Source organism: Altererythrobacter sp. CAU 1778, from assembly GCF_054482795.1.
The window spans coordinates 11,935-28,008 of sequence record NZ_JBTLRP010000001.1 but is presented as its reverse complement, the minus strand read 5'-3'; the positions used below and the strand labels follow the sequence as shown (position 1 = coordinate 28,008).

The following is a 16,074-nucleotide window of genomic DNA, read 5'->3' as shown; positions in this document are numbered from 1 at the left end:
GTCACCGCTCCTTGGTGGCGGAGAATTTCAGTTCGGGGTTCTTTTCCTGCTGGTAGTTCACGTCCCAAGGGCTTTTCGCCATGAACACGAGATCGCCGTCGCGGTCCTTGGCAAGGTTGGCGCGATTGAACTTCTCGAACTCGTCGAGCGCCTTGGTATCCCCGCCGATCCAGCGCGCGGTGGCGAATGGCGAAGGCTCGAGCGCGGCTTCGACCTTGTATTCCGCGGAGAGGCGGCTGATCAGCACTTCTAGCTGAAGTTGACCGACCACGCCGACGATCCATTGCGCGCCGATCTCCGGATAGAAGACCTGGATAACGCCCTCTTCGGACAAGTCGTCGAGAGCCTTGCGTAGCTGCTTGGTCTTGGTCGGATCTTTCAGCTGCACGCGGCGCAGGATTTCGGGCGCGAAGTTCGGGAGGCCGGTGAAGCGAACCTCGTTCTTCTCGGAAAGCGTGTCGCCGACGCGCAGCGTGCCGTGGTTCGGTATCCCGATGATGTCGCCCGCCTGCGCGGTGTCCGCGATTTCGCGGTCCTGCGCGAAGAACAGGATCGGCGAATGAACCGCGATGGGTTTGCCGAGGCCGCTCGGCGTCAGTTTCATGCCGCGTCTGAAAGTGCCCGAAACCTGCCGCATGAACGCGATGCGGTCGCGGTGGTTGGGGTCCATGTTGGCCTGCACCTTGAAGATGAAGCCGGTTACCTCGTCGCGTTCCGGGCCGATCTTCTCGTCACCTGCCGGTTGCGGGCGCGGCGGCGGGGCGTGTTGCGCGATCGCATCGATGAGTTCGGTGACGCCGAAATTCTTGAGCGCCGATCCGAAATACACCGGCGTCAGATCGCCGTTGCGATAGGCTTCCAGGTCGAATTCGGGATAACCGATCTGCGCCAGTTCGGCATTCTCTGCCACGGCGTCGGGCAGGGCAAAATCGGCCACGCGCTTGCCGTGGAATTCTTTGGACGGACCTTCCGGCACGACGACCTCGCCGCTCGCGAAGTCGAGGATGCCCTGAAATTCGCCACCCATGCCGACCGGATACATCTGCGGCGACACGTCGAGCGCGAGCATGTCGGCGATCTCGTCCAGCAGTTCGAACACCGGGCGGCCTTCACGGTCGACCTTGTTGACGAAGGTAATGATCGGCACGCTGCGCAGGCGGCACACCTCGAACAGCTTGCGCGTCTGCGGCTCGATCCCCTTGGCCGCGTCAATCACCATGATCGCGGAATCGACCGCGGTCAGCGTGCGGTAGGTATCCTCGGAGAAATCCTCGTGCCCCGGCGTGTCGAGCAGGTTGAAGGTGATGCCGTCCCGCTCGAACGTCATCACGCTGGACGTCACCGAGATGCCGCGCTGCTGCTCGATCTTCATCCAGTCGGAACGCGCCCGCCGCGCCGCGCCGCGCGCCTTGACCTCGCCCGCAAGGTGAATCGCGCCGCCGGTCAGCAGCAGCTTTTCGGTCAGCGTGGTCTTGCCCGCGTCGGGGTGCGAGATGATCGCGAAAGTGCGGCGGTTGGAAGTCATGTGCTCTCTTGAGGGCGCGCCACGCGGAAGCCCGCGAAGTCCTGATTGACCGGCATGGGTTCGAGCCGGTTGATGTTGAGATGCGGCGGCAGTTCGGCCACCCACTTGATCATGTCGGCTATGTCCTGCCCGGTCATCGGGTTGGTGCCGCGATAGAGATCGTCGCTCGCCTGCTGGCTGCCGGTCCGCACCAGCGTGAACTCGGTCTCGACCATGCCCGGCTCGATACTGGTTACGCGCACGCCCGTACCGTGCAGGTCGGCGCGCAGCGCTAGTGTGAAGTGGTTCACGAAAGCCTTTGACCCGGCATAGACGTTGCCGCCCGGATAGATGTAGTTCCCCGCTACCGACCCGATCGCGATGATCGCGCCCTTGCGTTCGATCAGCAGCGGCAGCAGCAGCCTCGTCAGCACCACCATCGCCGTCACATTGGTGTCGATCATCGTATGCCAGTCGTCGAGGCTGGCTTCCTGTGCGGGCGACAAGCCTTGCGCGAGGCCGGCGTTGTTGACGAGCAGGTCGACCCCCGCGAACTCGGGCGGCAGCGCGGCGATCGCTGCGTCCATCGCGTCGGTATCGCGCACGTCGAAACAGGCCGCGTGGACCTTGTCCGCGCCAAGCTCACCGACCAGTGCGTCGAGCCTGTCCTGCCGCCGCCCGGTGGCGATGCAGCGCCAGCCGCTGGCGACCAGAGTGCGTACCGTTGCCTCGCCGATCCCGGCAGTGGCGCCTGTTACGAAAGCCGTTTTCATCCGCGTAGCTCCGCTCCGTGTTTCGCCGCTGCTGCGACGATCTTGTCCGACAACGCCTTGATTTCGGCATCGGTAAAGGTCTTCTCGCCCGGCTGGAGCACGACTTCGATCGCGACCGATTTCCTGCCCTCCGGCACGCCCTGCCCGGCGAAGACGTCGAACACTTGGGCGTCGGTGATCGCCTGCTTGTCCGCGCCGCGCACGGCCTTGACCAGATCGCCTGCAGCCAGATCGGCAGGGACGAGGAAGGCGAAGTCGCGGGTGAGCGCCTGCAGCGCGGGCGGCGTGTAGGCGGGCCGGGCGAAGCTGGCTGCGCCCTTCCTTGCCGGAATGCCGTCGAGGAACAGCTCCACCGCCACCACCGGCCCTTCGATGTCGAAGGCCTTGAGCGTCGCCGGATGCAAGGCGCCAAAGCGGGCAAGCACGTTCTTGGGGCCGAGCCGCAGCGTGGCGGACTGGCCGGGGTGGAACTGGTCGCCCGCCTCACCCATCACCATCAGGTTCGCGACCGGCGCACCAGCCGCTTCGAGCAGAGCCATCGCTTCCGCCTTCGCGTCGTAGGCGTCGAACGGGGAGGTCTTGCCGCTGTCCCAGCCGCGCGCGGTCTTCACACCGGACAGCACCACGCCGAGCGTCGGCTTTTCGTCACTCGCGCCATCGCCCTTGCGGAAATAACGACGCCCGATCTCGAACAGGCGCGAGCCATCCGACCCCCGATCGGCATTGCGTTTCGCCGCGGAGAGAAGGCCGGGGATGAGCGAGGGGCGCATGGCCTTCATGTCCTCGCTGATCGGATTGTCGAGCACCCAGAGCGGAGCGCCATCCGCGAAATGCTCGGCATCTGCGGTAGGGAGGAAGGACCAGGTCACGGCCTCGTGCAGACCGCGAGCCGCTGCCGTCCGGCGCAGCCTGCGTTCCATCACCTGCTGCGGCGAAGCGGTTGGCCGGGCGACGCCCTCTGCCCGCGGCAGCGCCACGCTTTCGACGCGGTCGAGACCATGAACGCGCACGACCTCCTCGACCAGATCGGCCGGTCCTTCGATGTCGTGGCGGCGCGGCGGGCAGGTCACCTGCCAGTTGTCGTCGACCCTGAAATCGAGCGCTTCCATGATGCGGCGCTGGTCCGCTTCCGGCACGTCGATACCGCCGAGACGGGCGGTCATGGCAGGATCGAACGCGACCACCTTCGGTTCCACCGGCGGAGCGCCGACGCGCGAAACCTCGCTCGCCTCTCCGCCGCAGAAGCGCAGGATGAGGTCGGTCAGCAGCGCCAGCCCGTCGTCGAGGAAGGCAGGATCCACCCCCCGCTCGAACCGCGTGCGCGCATCGCTGGCAAGGCCGAGCCTGCGCCCGCTCACCCCGATGCGTTCCGGGTCGAAATAGGCGATTTCCAGCAGGACATCGGTCGTCGTTTCAGTGACCCCCGTATCCTCTCCGCCCATGATCCCGGCGACGTCGTGGACGCCATTGTCGTCGGCGATGACGGTGATGCTGTCGTCCAGCGTGTAGGTTTTCTCGTTGAGTGCGAGCACCGTTTCGCCGTTGCGCGCGCGCCGCGCCACCATGGGACCGCTCAGCTTGGCGAGGTCGTAGGCGTGCGCCGGCCGCCCGAAAGCGAGCATGAGGTAATTGGTCATGTCGACCACGGCGGAGATCGGGCGCTGCCCCGCGGCCTTGAGGCGGCGCTGCATCCAGTCCGGGCTGGCCCCGTTCGAAACGCCGCGGATCACGCGGCCATAATACGCCGGCACACCTTCGGCATCCTCGATCCGGATCTCGACCGGGCACGCGCCCTTGCCGACGATCTGGGGAACCTCGATTGGCTTGAACGTGCCCACGCCCGCAGCGGCGAGATCGCGCGCGAGGCCCATCACGCCCATGCAATCGGGGCGATTGGGCGTGATCGCTACGTCGAACACCGGCGAGGCGTTGTGATATTCAGCGAAGCTCGCGCCAACCGGGGCATCGGCGGGCAGTTCGATGATCCCGTCGTGTTCATCGCCGAGTTCCAGTTCGCGCACGGAACACATCATGCCATTGCTTTCGACCCCGCGGATGGCGGATTTGCGAAGCTCCATCCCGTTGGCGGGCACCACTGCGCCGGGGAGGCCGAGCACGCCGGTCATGCCCGCGCGCGCATTCGGAGCGCCGCAGACGACCTGAAGCGGGTCGCCTTCGCCCGTGTCGACGGTCAGCACCTGCAACTTGTCGGCATCCGGGTGCTTCGCGGCGGTCAGCACCTTCGCGACCTTGAAACCGGCGAGCTTGTCCGCCGGATCCTCGATCCCCTCGACCTCGTGGCCGAGCGTGTTCAGCGCGGCCGCGATCTCCGCCACCGAGGCATCGGTGTCGAGAAAGTACTTCAGCCATTCCAGGGAAAACTTCATGCGCGTGCTCCTACGCCCGCGGACAGGGTCGGCTGGTCGAACGGCGAGAAGCCGTAATGCGACAGCCAGCGACCGTCGCCGTCGAAGAAGGCGCGCAGATCGTCCATCCCGTATTTGAGCATGGCGAGGCGGTCGACGCCGACACCGAAGGCGAAACCGGAGTATCTGTCCGCATCCACGCCAGCGAATTCGAGCACGCGGCGATTGACCATGCCGCTGCCCAGCAGCTCCATCCAGCCGTGACCGGGCGCATCGCCGTCACCGCCGAGGACACGGCGACCATCGACGTCCTGCCAGCCCACATCGACTTCGACCGAAGGCTCGGTGAAGGGGAAATAGCTGGGGCGCAGGCGCAGCACGATGTCCTCGCGCTCGAAGAAGGCCTTGAGGAAGGTTTCCAGTGTCCACTTGAGGTGGCCGAGGTGGATGCCCTCGTCGATCACCAGCCCTTCGACTTGGTGGAACATCGGCGTGTGGGTCGCGTCGCTGTCGGACCGGTAGACACGGCCCGGCGCGATGATGCGGATCGGGGCGCCCTGTTCGACCATCGAACGGATCTGCACCGGCGAGGTGTGGGTGCGCAGGAGCATCCGGCGACCTTTGCCGTCCTCGTCCGGGAAGTAGAACGTGTCGTGCATGGCGCGCGCGGGATGGGCTTCCGCCATGTTGAGAGCGGTGAAATTGTGCCAGTCGTCCTCGATCTCCGGCCCGGTGGCGACCGAAAAGCCGAGGTCGGCGAAGATTTCCGCCAGTTCGTCCATAACCTGGCTGACCGGGTGGACGCTGCCGCGCGGCGCGACCGGGGCGGGAAGCGTCAGATCGAGCGTCTCGCTCGCCAGCCTCGTTTCGAGTTCCGCCGCGTCGAGCTGCGCCTTCTTGGCGGCGATCGCGTCGGCCACGGTGCCGCGAAGACCCTGAATGAGGGGTGCCTGCGACTGGCGCTCTTCCGGCGACATCGCGCCGAGCGTCTTCATCAGCGCCGAGATCGAGCCCTGCTTGCCGAGATATTCGATCCGCAGAGCCTCCAGCGCGTCCGCGCCTTCTGCCTGTGCGATGCGCGCCGTCGCATCGCTGCCGAGTTGTTCCAGATTGCTCATGCCATTCCGCCTGAATTCCAAGCGGTCGCCTCTAGCGGGGCCGGGCGCTTAGCCCAAGCCCGGATTTCGCTGTTGCCAGGGCCTCGGCTTATTCGGCCGCGTCGTTGCGCGTCAGCCTTTGCTCCCGCTCCAGCGCGTCATAGCGCAGCACGGTGGGCAGTTCGATCGGCTTGGCCGCGCCCAGATCGGCCATCCGCGGTCGCATGATCGGGTTGATGATGGGGTGTGGCAGCTTGGCGTAATCGGACGGATTCATCCCCATGAACTGGTGAAAATCGCGATTGAACTGCGCCTGATCGTAATACTGCCCGTCGAGCGCGCTCGACCAGTTCTGGTTCGGCTCCAGCATGAATTGCGCGAGGCTGCGCAGGAAGCGCTGGCGGCGCAGCAGCAGGCTGGGCTTGAACCCGAAGTAGCGCTTGCACAGCCGGCCGAGCGACTTGGAAGACAGGCCGACGGCGCGCGCAAGGCCCGCGACATCGGCCAGATCGGGATCGCGGATCGCCTCCTGCACGGCGAAGATATCCTCCTCGTGCGGGACGGGCCGATGTTCCATGGCGAGCAGATGTTCGACGATCCGCCGCGCTTCCGCCGGGGCATCGGGCCGTTCGTCGAAAATAATGTCGGTCAATCCGGCGAAGGGCGCGAAGGCGGGCTCGACATTGCCGTCCACGATGGTGTCGGCAAGCGCGTCTGCGGGAACGTCGATGAACCTGGCCCAGCCCGCAGGTTGCAGACCGATGCCCCAGCACCGCGCCCGCGAGATACTGAACCACACGGACTGGCTGGTCGGTCCGTTGGCCGTGAAACGGTAGCGCTCTTCCAGCTCCCCCGCCCCCACCCGTCCACGCGGCGGGGTCGGATCGGTGAACCGCAACGCGGCACGTTCCGGATGGAGGTAATCGACGATCCATTCCCCATCGGGGACGTTGATCTCGGTGAGGTACAGAGCCGTCAGGTAGGGCTGCAACTCCGGCGGAGGTTGCAGGAAAGTGACAGCAATCGGCGATTGCTCTTCCGGCACGGGGCCCGACCCTTCGATTGTTCTAAACCAGCAGGAAATGCTGGACGAAAATACTATCCGAACCGGTCCATCGCGCAATTTCCAAGCAAATCCAAGGGTCAATTTGTCATGTCGGCAGGAGATGGCGTCCAAAACGGATGCAATTTCCAGCGCTTGGAACGCAAAACGCACGGAAACGGGATGCCCGTTCCGTGCGTTTCGTGAGCCTTGTGGCCCGTTGTCATTCGCCGCCGTCAGGCAGCGGATGCGATCAGGCGATGGCCTTCTTGGCTTCAGCGATGATCGTCTTGAAGGCGGCGCCTTCGTTCATCGCGAGATCGGCCATGACCTTCCGGTCCAGCTCGATTCCGGCCAGCTTCACGCCGTGCATGAACTGCGAATAGGTCAGGCCTTCTTCGCGCACTGCGGCGTTGATGCGCTGGATCCAGAGCGCACGGAAATTGCGCTTCTTGATCTTGCGATCGCGATACGCGTACTGGCCGGCCTTCTCGACCGCCTGGCGCGCAACGCGGATGGTGTTCTTGCGACGACCGCGATAGCCCTTGGCTTGATCGAGTAACCGCTTGTGCTTCTGGCGCGTGGTAACGCCGCGTTTAATGCGGGGCATAGTCTATATCCTCCTGCTTACTTGAGCCCGTAGGGGGCCCAGCTTTTCACGGCTGCCCAGTCGGCCTTGGCCAACACGTCGGTGCCGCGGTTCTGGCGGATATACTTCGCATTATGGCTGATCAGGCGGTGGCGCTTGCCGGCCACACCATGCTTGACCTTGCCGGTTGCGGTGATCTTGAAGCGCTTCTTCACACCGCTCTTGGTCTTCAGCTTGGGCATTTTCATCTCCTGTGTCAGAGACACGTCCGAACCAGCCCTGGCAGCCCTTGTCGCCAGGCCGGCACATGAATCACGTGTCGGTGAAGCGGGCGCCAATAGCGGATCGTGGCCAGAATGCAAGCCGCGCGAGCCGATCCGCACGGGTGCTCAGTCGGCGTAGATCATCTTGCGCGTCATACCGCCGTCGACATTGATATGCTGTCCGGTAACGAAGCCTGCGTCGATCAGCCACGCAACCGTCCCGGCGATGTCCTGCGGCGTGCCGACCCGGCCCGCCGGATGCTGCTCGCGGTCCTTCTTGCGGTGCGTGACCTCCTCGCGCAGGGACTGCTTCTGCCAGTCGCGCGTCTCGATCCAGCCCGGCCGGATTGCATTGACGCGGATGTCGGGGCCGAGCGAGACGGCCATCGCATGTGTCAGCGCATCGACGCCGCCCTTGGACGCAGCATAGGCGAAGGTTTCCGGCTCGCTCATCACCGCGCGGGTGGAGGATATGTTGACGATGCTCGCACCGCTGGCTCGTCGCAGCAGCGGAAGGGATGCACGGCTGCAAAGAAAGGCGGCGGTAAGCGAGGCGTCGATCCAGCCTTGCCAGTCTGTCAGGGAAAGGTCCTCCAGCGGACCGCAATAGGGATCGGCGATCCCGGAATTGTTGACGAGACACCGCAAGGGGTCGTTGCCGAGCCATTTCGCGAGCGTGGAGAAAGCGCTTTTCACGGCATTTTCCTGCCCGACGTCGGCCACGAGGGTGAGCAGCCTGTCGTCCGGCCATGCCGCTGCCAGTTCATTCAGCGCGGCCTCATCCTTGTCGAGCGCCGCAACCCGCCAGCCCTCGCCCAGAAAATGCAGCGCAACCGCGCGCCCGATCCCCGCGCCGCCGCCGGTAATAGCAATCGTGTCCGTCATGCCACTCCAACGCACATCTGCGCCGAGAGTGCCTCAACGTGCGCCTCAGCCGAGCGCTTCGACCACGTCCTCCAGCCGCGCCGGATCGCCGACCGCGATAACGTGGCCGTCCGAACCTGCGTGCAGCGGGTCACCCTGCCAGTCGCTCATCACTCCGCCCGCGCCTTCGACCACGGGCACCAGCGCGGCGAGGTCGTAGAGCTTCAGCCCCGCCTCGGCCACGATATCGACGTGCCCGCTCGCCAGCATGGCGTAGTTGTAGCAATCGCCGCCCATCACCATGCGCTTGTGATCGGTTTCTCCCGCGAGCTTCATGAAGCGGTCGCCTTGCTCGACGGTGAAATAATGCGGTCCGGTGGTGGCGATGGTAGCGGCAGACAACTCCGGGCAACTGCGAGTCCGCACTTCCGTCCCGTTGAGCGTCGTCGGCTGGCCAGCGACGCCGACCCATCGTTCGCCGAGGATCGGCTGGTCGATCACGCCGAGCACCGGAAAGCCGTCTGCCAGCAGCGCGATGAGGGTGCCGAAGAAGGGGCGACCGGCAAGGAAATTGGTCGTGCCGTCGATCGGGTCGAGCACCCACTGCCGGCCCGACCGCCCCTCGTGCTCGCCAAACTCCTCGCCCAGCACCGAATCCTGCGGGTACTCGGCCATCAGAATGCGGCGCATTGCTTCCTCGGCGGCGCGGTCCGCCTCGGTGACGGGCGAGGCATCGCCCTTGCGCTCGATATCGATCGGCTGGCGAAACCGCGGTCGGATCGCGTCACGCGCCGCGTCGGCAAGCCGGTGTGCTACTGCTAGTTCGGAAGTGAGTTTCATCGATGCGTTTCAAGATAGCGGTCAGGAATGGCGGGATCTCCCCACATGGTCGCAACCAGGCCGAATGCCAGCGCAATTCCGCCCAGGGCCACGAAAAGAGGAATGGTTCGCGAACGGATGTGCCAGCTCAGCGCGCAGGCGACGTGCACGAACAGCGAGGCTACCCCGAGGAAGTAGTAAGGCACGAAGAACGTCGCCAGCCCGGCGTGAAATCCCGCCGCTGCAAAGTGGTAATTGGTATCGAGGCCAAGCGTGAAACGACCGGCCAGCACCGCTATGACGTGGTTGAGGAGAAACAGGGCAAGCACGATGCCCGACCCGGCCTGAAGCCATGGAATATAGCCCGTCCGCGAACTGCGCGTCCGCCAGATCATCGCCAGCCCCGACCCGATCTGGAACACCAGCGCCGATAACAGCAGCGGCTCGACGAGCGCATTGCGGTAGAACGGTCGGACCCGTGACATCATCTCGATATGGGCTGCCTGCCCTGCGAACATGGCGAGGTGGTTCGCCATGTGTAGCGCCAGGAAGATCAGGATGAGCAGCCCGCTCGCCAGATGCAGCGGTCGGATGCGACGGTTGCGATCCGGACTTGCGTCCATCCGGCCGGGTCAGTCGAACAGGCTGGAGACGCTGCTTTCGTCCGCGATGCGCCGCACCGCCTCGCCGATCAGCGGCGCGATGGTGAGCGTGCGGATGCGGCTCGAATCCCTCGCGGCATCGCTGGCGAGGATGGTGTCGGTAATCACCAGTTCCTTCAGGGCGCTCTTGTCGACGCGTGCGACCGCCGCGCCCGACAGCACGCCGTGCGTGATGTAGGCGGCGACGCTGGAGGCGCCCTCGTCCAGCAGCGCCTGCGCCGCGTTGCAAAGCGTGCCGCCCGAATCGACGATGTCGTCGATCAGGATGCAGTGGCGGCCCTTTACCTCGCCGATGATGTTCATCACCTCGCTCTCGCCCGGACGGTCGCGGCGCTTGTCGACGATGGCGAGCGGCGCGTTGTCGAGCCGCTTTGCCAGCGCACGGGCGCGCACCACGCCTCCGACGTCGGGAGAGACGACCATCAGGCTCTGGTCGCCGTAGCGCGCCTGGATGTCCGCCGCCATGACCGGCGCTGCAAAGAGGTTGTCGGTCGGAATGTCGAAGAAGCCCTGGATCTGCCCGGCGTGCAGGTCGACCGAGAGGACGCGGTCGGCCCCGGCTTCGGTGATGAGGTTCGCGACCAGCTTGGCCGAGATCGGCGTGCGCGGGCCGGGCTTCCGATCCTGCCGTGCGTAACCGAAATACGGCACGACCGCGGTGATCCGCCGGGCCGAGGCGCGGCGCAGCGCGTCGATGCCGATCAGCAGTTCCATAAGGTTGTCATTGGCCGGGAAGCTGGTCGACTGGATCAGGAAGACGTCCTCGCCGCGCACGTTCTCGTGAATCTCGACGAAGATTTCCTCGTCGGCGAAGCGGCGCACGCTGGCATCGGTCAGCGGCATCTCGAGATAGCCGGCGATGGCGCGGGCAAGCGGCAGGTTGGAATTGCCGGACATGATCTTCATGGAGTCGAAATCCCGTCGGATGGAAGTTGCGCTGACGCCCTAGAGGCGCCGTCCGTGCCGCGCAAGATTGCCAGTCCCGGGCGCGGGGGATAGGGTTGGGCGATGGACACGCTGCCCATCATCCTGATTGTCGCTGGCGTGATGCTGATCGCCCTTCGCATCTGGCTGGGTCCGAACACGCCATCCGCAACGGCTGCCGTTCCGCCGTCGCCCGAGCTGGCCGACCCCGACCTGTGGAGCGCGGAGGCGCTCGCCGAACAAGGCACGTCCGACACGGTGGCCGAGCTGGCTGCTCAGGGGCGCGCGGACGAGCTGCGCGGTCTGGGCTACGAAGGCGACATTCCCGACCGATAGGCCCGTCGGCCCGGATCAGACGCGGTGTTCACCCTTGATCCACCGGACCGTGCCCGAGCTGGCGCGCATCACCACGCTTTCGGTCGTCATGGTGCCACCGCGAAGATACTTCACCCCGTCGAGCAGCGATCCGTCGGTGACGCCGGTTGCGGCGAAGATGCAGTCGCCCTTGGCAAGTTCTTCCAGCTTGTAGATGCGGCCGAAGTCCTTGTCTTCGATGCCCCATTTGCGGGCGCGCGCCTTTTCGTCGTCGTTGCGGAAGACGAGGCGTCCGTTGAATTGCCCGCCGACGCAGCGCAGCGCGGCGGCCGCCAGCACACCTTCGGGCGCGCCGCCGGTGCCCATATACATATCGATGGTCGTGTCGGGGTCGGTCACCGCGATGACGCCCGCCACGTCGCCGTCGCCGATCAGCACGACGCCGCAGCCCAGGTCGCGCAGTTCCGCGATAAGCTCGGCATGGCGCGGGCGGTCGAGCACGCACACGATGATGTCGCCCGGCTTCACGCCCTTGGCCTCTGCCACGGCGCGGACATTGTCGCTCGGCGACTTGGCGAGGTCGATGATGCCGTCGGGATAGCCCGGACCCACAGCCAGTTTTTCCATGTAGGTGTCGGGCGCATGGAGCAAACAGCCTTCTTCCGCCGCCGCCAGCACCGCCAGTGCGTTGGGTCCGGCCTTGGCAGTGATGGTCGTGCCTTCCAGCGGATCGAGCGCGATGTCGATCTTCGGACCTTTGCCCAGTCCCACCTTCTCGCCAATGAAGAGCATCGGCGCTTCGTCGCGCTCGCCTTCGCCGATGACGACGGTGCCATCCATGTAGAGTTCGTCGAACGCCTCGCGCATGGCTTCCACGGCGGCGGCGTCGGCGGCCTTTTCGTCGCCCCTTCCGACCAGCTTGGACGCGGCGATGGCCGCTGCCTCCGTCACGCGCACCATCTCCAGCACGAGGACGCGGTCGAGGATCTGGCTGCCGGTCGGCTTGTTCATCGGTTCACCTGCAATTCAGCGGTTGGAAAGGTAACTCGCGCGGGCGCTTAGATGGTGCGAAGGGGCTTGTCGAGAATGCGAAGGGCTGTCGTGCCGCTCTCTGTGGTCGTTTTGATGACAGCCGCGCCGCTATTCGCGCAGCAGAGCATTACCGCCGAAGACGCCCTGCGGCGCGCGGACGAGGTCTATGGCCCGCCCGACGTCCAGACGAGCGTCCGGCGCTGCGACGGAGAAAACCAGGAAGACCCGGACGTCATCGTCGTGTGCCGCAAGCTCGAGGAACAGCGCAAGTTTCGGGTGGGGTCGAGCACCGATCGCGGCGAGAACAGGAGCGACGGCATTCCGCGCGCGGAGGACATTCCCGGGGTGATCGGGCCAGGCATCTTCACCGGGCCTGCGACCGCTTCGGGTTGCGGCCTCGGCTGCCCGCCGGAAATGCCGCCGATGATCGACCTGAAGGCCATCCCCGAAGCGCCAGCGGGATCGGACGCCGACCGGGTCGCACGCGGAGAAAAGCGCGTCGATTGAGCGGGCGCGTCAGTCCTTGAGGACGTGCATCACCAGCGGCTCTTCGGTCAGGCTGTCGGAACCGCGCAGCGCATCCAGCGCCAGAGTGACGCAACGCTCCGGCCCTTCATGCGTGACGATGGCGATCAGCACCTCGCCCCCATCGTCGCTGCGGCCCTTCTGGATCAGGCTTTCGATCGAGACACCGGCATCGCGCATCGCGGCAGCGATTTCCGCCAGCACGCCGGGCTTGTCGGTGACCGTGAAGCGCAGATAGGCACGGCTGGTACGCTCGCCCGGATCGGCGGCGTCCATCACCTGCAACTGTGCGCAGGGCAGCGAGAAAGGCGGACCCACGTCGCCGCGGGCAATGTCGATCAGGTCGGCCACAACGGCGCTGGCGGTCGGGCCGTCGCCCGCGCCCGCACCCTGGAACAGCAGCCGGCCGGAGAAATTGCCTTCGGCCACCACGGCATTGGTGGGGCCATCGACGCTGGCAAGCGGATGATCGCGATGAACCAGCTGCGGTTGGACGCGCTGGAACAGCCGTTCGATTCCGTCCGCGCCCACCTGCGCCTGCGCCATGCCGATCAGGCGGATGACGAAGCCAAGGGAGCGGGCCTGCTCGATGTCGGCGGCACGCACGCGGGCGATGCCTTGCGTGATGACGGCGCCGAAATCGGGCTGCACGCCGAAACCGATGCCGGCAAGGATGGCGAGCTTGTGCGCGGCATCGACGCCCTCGATGTCGAAGGTCGGGTCCGCCTCGGCGAAGCCCAGCGCCTGCGCTTCCTTCAGCACATCGCCGAAATCGGCGCCGGTGTCCTCCATGGTGGAAAGGATGTAATTGCAGGTGCCGTTTAGGATGCCGTAAATACGCTCGATCGCATTCGCCGCGATCCCTTCGCGCAGGCCCTTCACCACCGGCACGCCGCCAGCGACGGCGGCTTCGAATTTCAGCGCGACGCCGGCGGCTTCCGCCATCCGCGCAAGCTCCAGCCCGTGATGCGCGATCATCGCCTTGTTGGCGGTGACGAACCCCTTGCCCGCGTTCAGCGTCGCACGCGCCAGAGCCAGCGCGGGACCGTCCGATCCGCCGACGAGTTCGGCCACGACGTCGACGTCCTCGCGCATGGCAAGGGCGGTCATATCGTCTTCCCAAGCGAAACGGCCCACGTCCACGCCGCGGTCGCGCGAACGGTCGCGCGCGCTCACCGCGACCACCTCGATCGGCCTTCCGGCGCGTCCGGCGATCAGGTCGCGATTGGCATCGAGCAGGCGGATCGCGCCCGCGCCGACCGTGCCGAGGCCGGCCAGCGCGACGCGCAGGGGTGCGGTAAAGGTTGTGCTTTGCGTCATCCCGCCGCCCCTAGCCCGAGGCGCAGGGCGGCGTGAACCAGTTTCTCTTGCCGCGCGCCTATCCGAAGTTGCGCGCGCACGGCCCCAGCGATTGCAGTACGAAGGCATAGTCCTGCTCGGCCAGCCGCCTCAGATCGAGCGAATCGCCAAGCACCGCCCCGCCGGGCAAGCGCGCAGGAAGGGCGCAGGCAAGGCGATACCACTCTATCGTGTCGCGCGCCGGAGCGCTCGCGGACTGGTCGACGATCTCCGAGAACGAGACACCCCAGGCAGGCTCCATGCCCGGCCGCCGGACCACGGTGATCGAGGCCGGATCGCCGCTGGCGGTTCGCAGGAATATCTGCGTTTCCGATTCTCCGGTCAGGTTGCCGAACACCGGCAGGGCATCGCGCACGCCGGTAATTGCTGGCGGCGTATCGGCAGCGGCAAGCTGGCGCAGAATGGGCAGCAGGCGCTGCTCCAGCGCCTGGGTCGCGGGTAGCTGCGCCATCGGCGCCACGAGCTGGAGCATCGTCGGCTTGCCGGGCACGGGCCGGGCGAACAGGACGACGTCCTGCTTCTTCAGCTTGGGCACCTTGCCCTTCGCGCTCAGCGGCACGTCCACGACATATTGCAGCGCCGATCCGATGGCGGACTGACCGGCGAGCAGCGACTGGGTCTCCGCCTCGATGTAGAGACGCGCCATCCCCGGCTTCAGGCCCGGCGCACGTTCGGCCTTCACGGTCACCTGATCCTTTACTTTGGCGCGCACGACCATGTCGGCCGCATCGCTCCACGCGGCGAGGTCGGCGTAGGTCGGGCCCGAATCCGCAAGCTGCGAGACCGAAGCAGGGGCCTGCGCCAGAAGCGGCGCGGGGGGCGCCATGCTGGCAGACGCGAGGGCCGCCAGCAGGGCAGTTCGAACAAGGGGTTTGCTAATCGTCATGGTCCTGTCGTCTTTCACATAAACCCGCGGAAAACAAACCGTCCGGGCACCGTTTTGCGCTTGCATAGTATCTCAGGAGCAACACCCGTGAATTGGGTCTTAACCGATAAAGCGTTTGCGCGGCTGTTGACTCCTCGTTAAGAGCAAGGCGAACGGAACCGAGGATCAGGAGAACACAGTCGGTTTCCGATCGGGCTCGCTTACGAACCGCGCAGGCTGTTTTCCAGCCATCGGTTCGCTTGGCGCCAGCAGGGAGGATAGGCCGACTAGCGTAGCGATGCGCGGCCTGTATTTGCGGGTGCCAGGTATAGGGGTCACACCCCCGAGACAGACAGTGGAGTGAAGGAACTGAATGGCTTACGCTGACCAACAGATGAGCGGCAATCGCATTATCGCTCTGATCATCGTTGCCCTGATTCACATCGTCATCGGTTACACGCTTGTGACCGGTCTTGCCTATTCTGCGGTGAAGAAAGCCGTTGAGCGCGTGACGACGGTGGACATCGAGGAACCCGAGCCGGAACCGGACGAACCGGAGCCGGAACCGGAACCCCAGCAGGAAGTGGCACCGCCACCCCCGGTCGCTCCGCCGCCGCCGATCAACGTCAGCGTGCGGCCGCCGGAAATCCAGACGCAGACGCGCATCCCGCCGCCAGCGCCGCCGGCTCTCGTGATTCCGCCGCCCGCGCCGGTCGCTGCGCCGCCGCCGCCCCCGCCCCCGCCGCCCGCACCATCACAGGCTCGCGGTGTGCAGCCTGACGGTCTCAACCGCTGGGCCGGCCGGATCCAGAGCAACTATCCCTCGCGCGCCGCTCGTGAAGAACGTGAAGGTCGCGTCGGTGTTGCCGTGCAGATCAATGCGGAGGGCCGCGTGTCGTCCTGCCGCGTCTCCAATTCGAGCGGTCACTCGGACCTCGATCAGGCAGCCTGCAAGGGGATGGAGAGCTATGCGCGCTTCAAGCCCGCGCTCAATGATGCCGGCAACCCGATCGCATCGAGCTGGTCCACCACGATCGTCTATCAGTTGAACTAATTTGCGTCGGCCGCCTCGCCG

General features: G+C 65.7%; 17 protein-coding genes. 3 read left to right on the top strand and 14 right to left on the bottom strand.

The features are described 5' to 3' along the window. Position 1: 1 nt before the first annotated feature. The 11 genes from ACXYN8_RS00145 to ACXYN8_RS00095 all read right to left on the bottom strand — a co-directional run bounded on the left by ACXYN8_RS00145 (position 2) and on the right by ACXYN8_RS00095 (position 10,885). Complete coding sequence (locus ACXYN8_RS00145; protein ID WP_458887237.1) at positions 2–1,525, bottom strand: peptide chain release factor 3; 1,524 nt, start codon at positions 1,523–1,525, stop codon at positions 2–4. Beyond that, positions 1,522–2,277, bottom strand: a complete 756-nt coding sequence (locus ACXYN8_RS00140; protein WP_458887235.1) for an SDR family NAD(P)-dependent oxidoreductase — start codon at positions 2,275–2,277, stop codon at positions 1,522–1,524. The genes ACXYN8_RS00145 and ACXYN8_RS00140 overlap by 4 nt, the downstream gene beginning before the upstream one ends. Then, on the bottom strand, positions 2,274–4,664 hold the full coding sequence (gene pheT / locus ACXYN8_RS00135; protein ID WP_458887234.1) for a phenylalanine--tRNA ligase subunit beta: 2,391 nt from the start codon (positions 4,662–4,664) through the stop codon (positions 2,274–2,276). The genes ACXYN8_RS00140 and pheT overlap by 4 nt, the downstream gene beginning before the upstream one ends. Then, the gene (gene pheS / locus ACXYN8_RS00130) at positions 4,661–5,761 is read right to left on the bottom strand and encodes a phenylalanine--tRNA ligase subunit alpha (RefSeq protein ID WP_458887233.1); all 1,101 of its coding nucleotides are present in this window, start codon (positions 5,759–5,761) and stop codon (positions 4,661–4,663) included. The genes pheT and pheS overlap by 4 nt, the downstream gene beginning before the upstream one ends. Positions 5,762–5,849: 88 nt before the next feature. After that, positions 5,850–6,785 carry a helix-turn-helix domain-containing protein gene (locus tag ACXYN8_RS00125; RefSeq protein WP_458887232.1) on the bottom strand — a complete coding sequence of 312 codons (936 nt, stop codon included), beginning with the start codon at positions 6,783–6,785 and terminating at the stop codon, positions 5,850–5,852. Between the two features lie 250 nt (positions 6,786–7,035). Further along, positions 7,036–7,392, bottom strand: a complete 357-nt coding sequence (gene rplT / locus ACXYN8_RS00120; RefSeq protein ID WP_458887231.1) for a 50S ribosomal protein L20 — start codon at positions 7,390–7,392, stop codon at positions 7,036–7,038. Positions 7,393–7,409: 17 nt separating this feature from the next. After that, positions 7,410–7,613, bottom strand: coding sequence for a 50S ribosomal protein L35 (gene rpmI / locus ACXYN8_RS00115; RefSeq protein ID WP_458887230.1), 204 nt, complete (start codon positions 7,611–7,613; stop codon positions 7,410–7,412). Positions 7,614–7,760: 147 nt separating this feature from the next. Further along, entirely contained in the window at positions 7,761–8,519 is a 759-nt protein-coding gene (locus ACXYN8_RS00110) for an SDR family NAD(P)-dependent oxidoreductase (protein WP_458887229.1), read from the bottom strand. A 45-nt stretch (positions 8,520–8,564) separates the two neighbouring features. Beyond that, positions 8,565–9,338: a histidinol-phosphatase gene (gene hisN, locus ACXYN8_RS00105; RefSeq protein ID WP_458887228.1), complete on the bottom strand. Its 774-nt coding sequence runs from the start codon at positions 9,336–9,338 to the stop codon at positions 8,565–8,567. Beyond that, positions 9,335–9,940 carry a hypothetical protein gene (locus ACXYN8_RS00100; RefSeq protein WP_458887227.1) on the bottom strand — a complete coding sequence of 202 codons (606 nt, stop codon included), beginning with the start codon at positions 9,938–9,940 and terminating at the stop codon, positions 9,335–9,337. The genes hisN and ACXYN8_RS00100 overlap by 4 nt, the downstream gene beginning before the upstream one ends. A gap of 9 nt (positions 9,941–9,949) precedes the next feature. Further along, complete coding sequence (locus ACXYN8_RS00095; RefSeq protein ID WP_458887226.1) at positions 9,950–10,885, bottom strand: ribose-phosphate pyrophosphokinase; 936 nt, start codon at positions 10,883–10,885, stop codon at positions 9,950–9,952. Positions 10,886–10,987: 102 nt separating this feature from the next. Here ACXYN8_RS00095 and ACXYN8_RS00090 point away from each other — a divergent pair, with 102 nt between their 5' ends. Beyond that, positions 10,988–11,239, top strand: a complete 252-nt coding sequence (locus ACXYN8_RS00090) for a hypothetical protein (RefSeq protein ID WP_458887225.1) — start codon at positions 10,988–10,990, stop codon at positions 11,237–11,239. Positions 11,240–11,254: 15 nt separating this feature from the next. On the opposite strand, the gene glpX is transcribed toward ACXYN8_RS00090, so the two are convergent. Then, positions 11,255–12,229 carry a class II fructose-bisphosphatase gene (gene glpX / locus ACXYN8_RS00085; RefSeq protein ID WP_458887224.1) on the bottom strand — a complete coding sequence of 325 codons (975 nt, stop codon included), beginning with the start codon at positions 12,227–12,229 and terminating at the stop codon, positions 11,255–11,257. Positions 12,230–12,304: 75 nt separating this feature from the next. Between glpX and ACXYN8_RS00080 the strand changes: the two genes are divergently transcribed. Then, positions 12,305–12,757, top strand: a complete 453-nt coding sequence (locus ACXYN8_RS00080; protein ID WP_458887223.1) for a hypothetical protein — start codon at positions 12,305–12,307, stop codon at positions 12,755–12,757. 9 nt (positions 12,758–12,766) lie between these two features. On the opposite strand, the gene ACXYN8_RS00075 is transcribed toward ACXYN8_RS00080, so the two are convergent. Both ACXYN8_RS00075 and ACXYN8_RS00070 read right to left on the bottom strand, forming a co-directional pair. After that, complete coding sequence (locus ACXYN8_RS00075; protein ID WP_458887222.1) at positions 12,767–14,095, bottom strand: homoserine dehydrogenase; 1,329 nt, start codon at positions 14,093–14,095, stop codon at positions 12,767–12,769. 58 nt (positions 14,096–14,153) lie between these two features. Then, complete coding sequence (locus ACXYN8_RS00070; protein ID WP_458887221.1) at positions 14,154–15,020, bottom strand: hypothetical protein; 867 nt, start codon at positions 15,018–15,020, stop codon at positions 14,154–14,156. 352 nt (positions 15,021–15,372) lie between these two features. Here ACXYN8_RS00070 and ACXYN8_RS00065 point away from each other — a divergent pair, with 352 nt between their 5' ends. Beyond that, the gene (locus ACXYN8_RS00065) at positions 15,373–16,053 is read left to right on the top strand and encodes an energy transducer TonB (protein WP_458887220.1); all 681 of its coding nucleotides are present in this window, start codon (positions 15,373–15,375) and stop codon (positions 16,051–16,053) included. Positions 16,054–16,074: the final 21 nt, after the last annotated feature.

Bases quoted from the DNA above. Each gene is read 5' to 3' on its own strand.
- ACXYN8_RS00145 (WP_458887237.1), bottom strand. From the start codon at position 1,525: ATGACTTCCAACCGCCGCACTTTCGCGATCATCTCGCACCCCGACGCG.
- rplT (WP_458887231.1), bottom strand. From the start codon at position 7,392: ATGCCCCGCATTAAACGCGGCGTTACCACGCGCCAGAAGCACAAGCGG.
- ACXYN8_RS00075 (WP_458887222.1), bottom strand. From the start codon at position 14,095: ATGACGCAAAGCACAACCTTTACCGCACCCCTGCGCGTCGCGCTGGCC.
- ACXYN8_RS00070 (WP_458887221.1), bottom strand. From the start codon at position 15,020: ATGACGATTAGCAAACCCCTTGTTCGAACTGCCCTGCTGGCGGCCCTC.
- ACXYN8_RS00110 (WP_458887229.1), bottom strand. From the start codon at position 8,519: ATGACGGACACGATTGCTATTACCGGCGGCGGCGCGGGGATCGGGCGC.
- rpmI (WP_458887230.1), bottom strand. From the start codon at position 7,613: ATGCCCAAGCTGAAGACCAAGAGCGGTGTGAAGAAGCGCTTCAAGATC.
- ACXYN8_RS00140 (WP_458887235.1), bottom strand. From the start codon at position 2,277: ATGAAAACGGCTTTCGTAACAGGCGCCACTGCCGGGATCGGCGAGGCA.
- ACXYN8_RS00090 (WP_458887225.1), top strand. From the start codon at position 10,988: ATGGACACGCTGCCCATCATCCTGATTGTCGCTGGCGTGATGCTGATC.
- ACXYN8_RS00080 (WP_458887223.1), top strand. From the start codon at position 12,305: ATGCGAAGGGCTGTCGTGCCGCTCTCTGTGGTCGTTTTGATGACAGCC.
- ACXYN8_RS00095 (WP_458887226.1), bottom strand. From the start codon at position 10,885: ATGAAGATCATGTCCGGCAATTCCAACCTGCCGCTTGCCCGCGCCATC.
- pheT (WP_458887234.1), bottom strand. From the start codon at position 4,664: ATGAAGTTTTCCCTGGAATGGCTGAAGTACTTTCTCGACACCGATGCC.
- ACXYN8_RS00100 (WP_458887227.1), bottom strand. From the start codon at position 9,940: ATGGACGCAAGTCCGGATCGCAACCGTCGCATCCGACCGCTGCATCTG.
- ACXYN8_RS00065 (WP_458887220.1), top strand. From the start codon at position 15,373: ATGGCTTACGCTGACCAACAGATGAGCGGCAATCGCATTATCGCTCTG.
- hisN (WP_458887228.1), bottom strand. From the start codon at position 9,338: ATGAAACTCACTTCCGAACTAGCAGTAGCACACCGGCTTGCCGACGCG.
- glpX (WP_458887224.1), bottom strand. From the start codon at position 12,229: ATGAACAAGCCGACCGGCAGCCAGATCCTCGACCGCGTCCTCGTGCTG.
- pheS (WP_458887233.1), bottom strand. From the start codon at position 5,761: ATGAGCAATCTGGAACAACTCGGCAGCGATGCGACGGCGCGCATCGCA.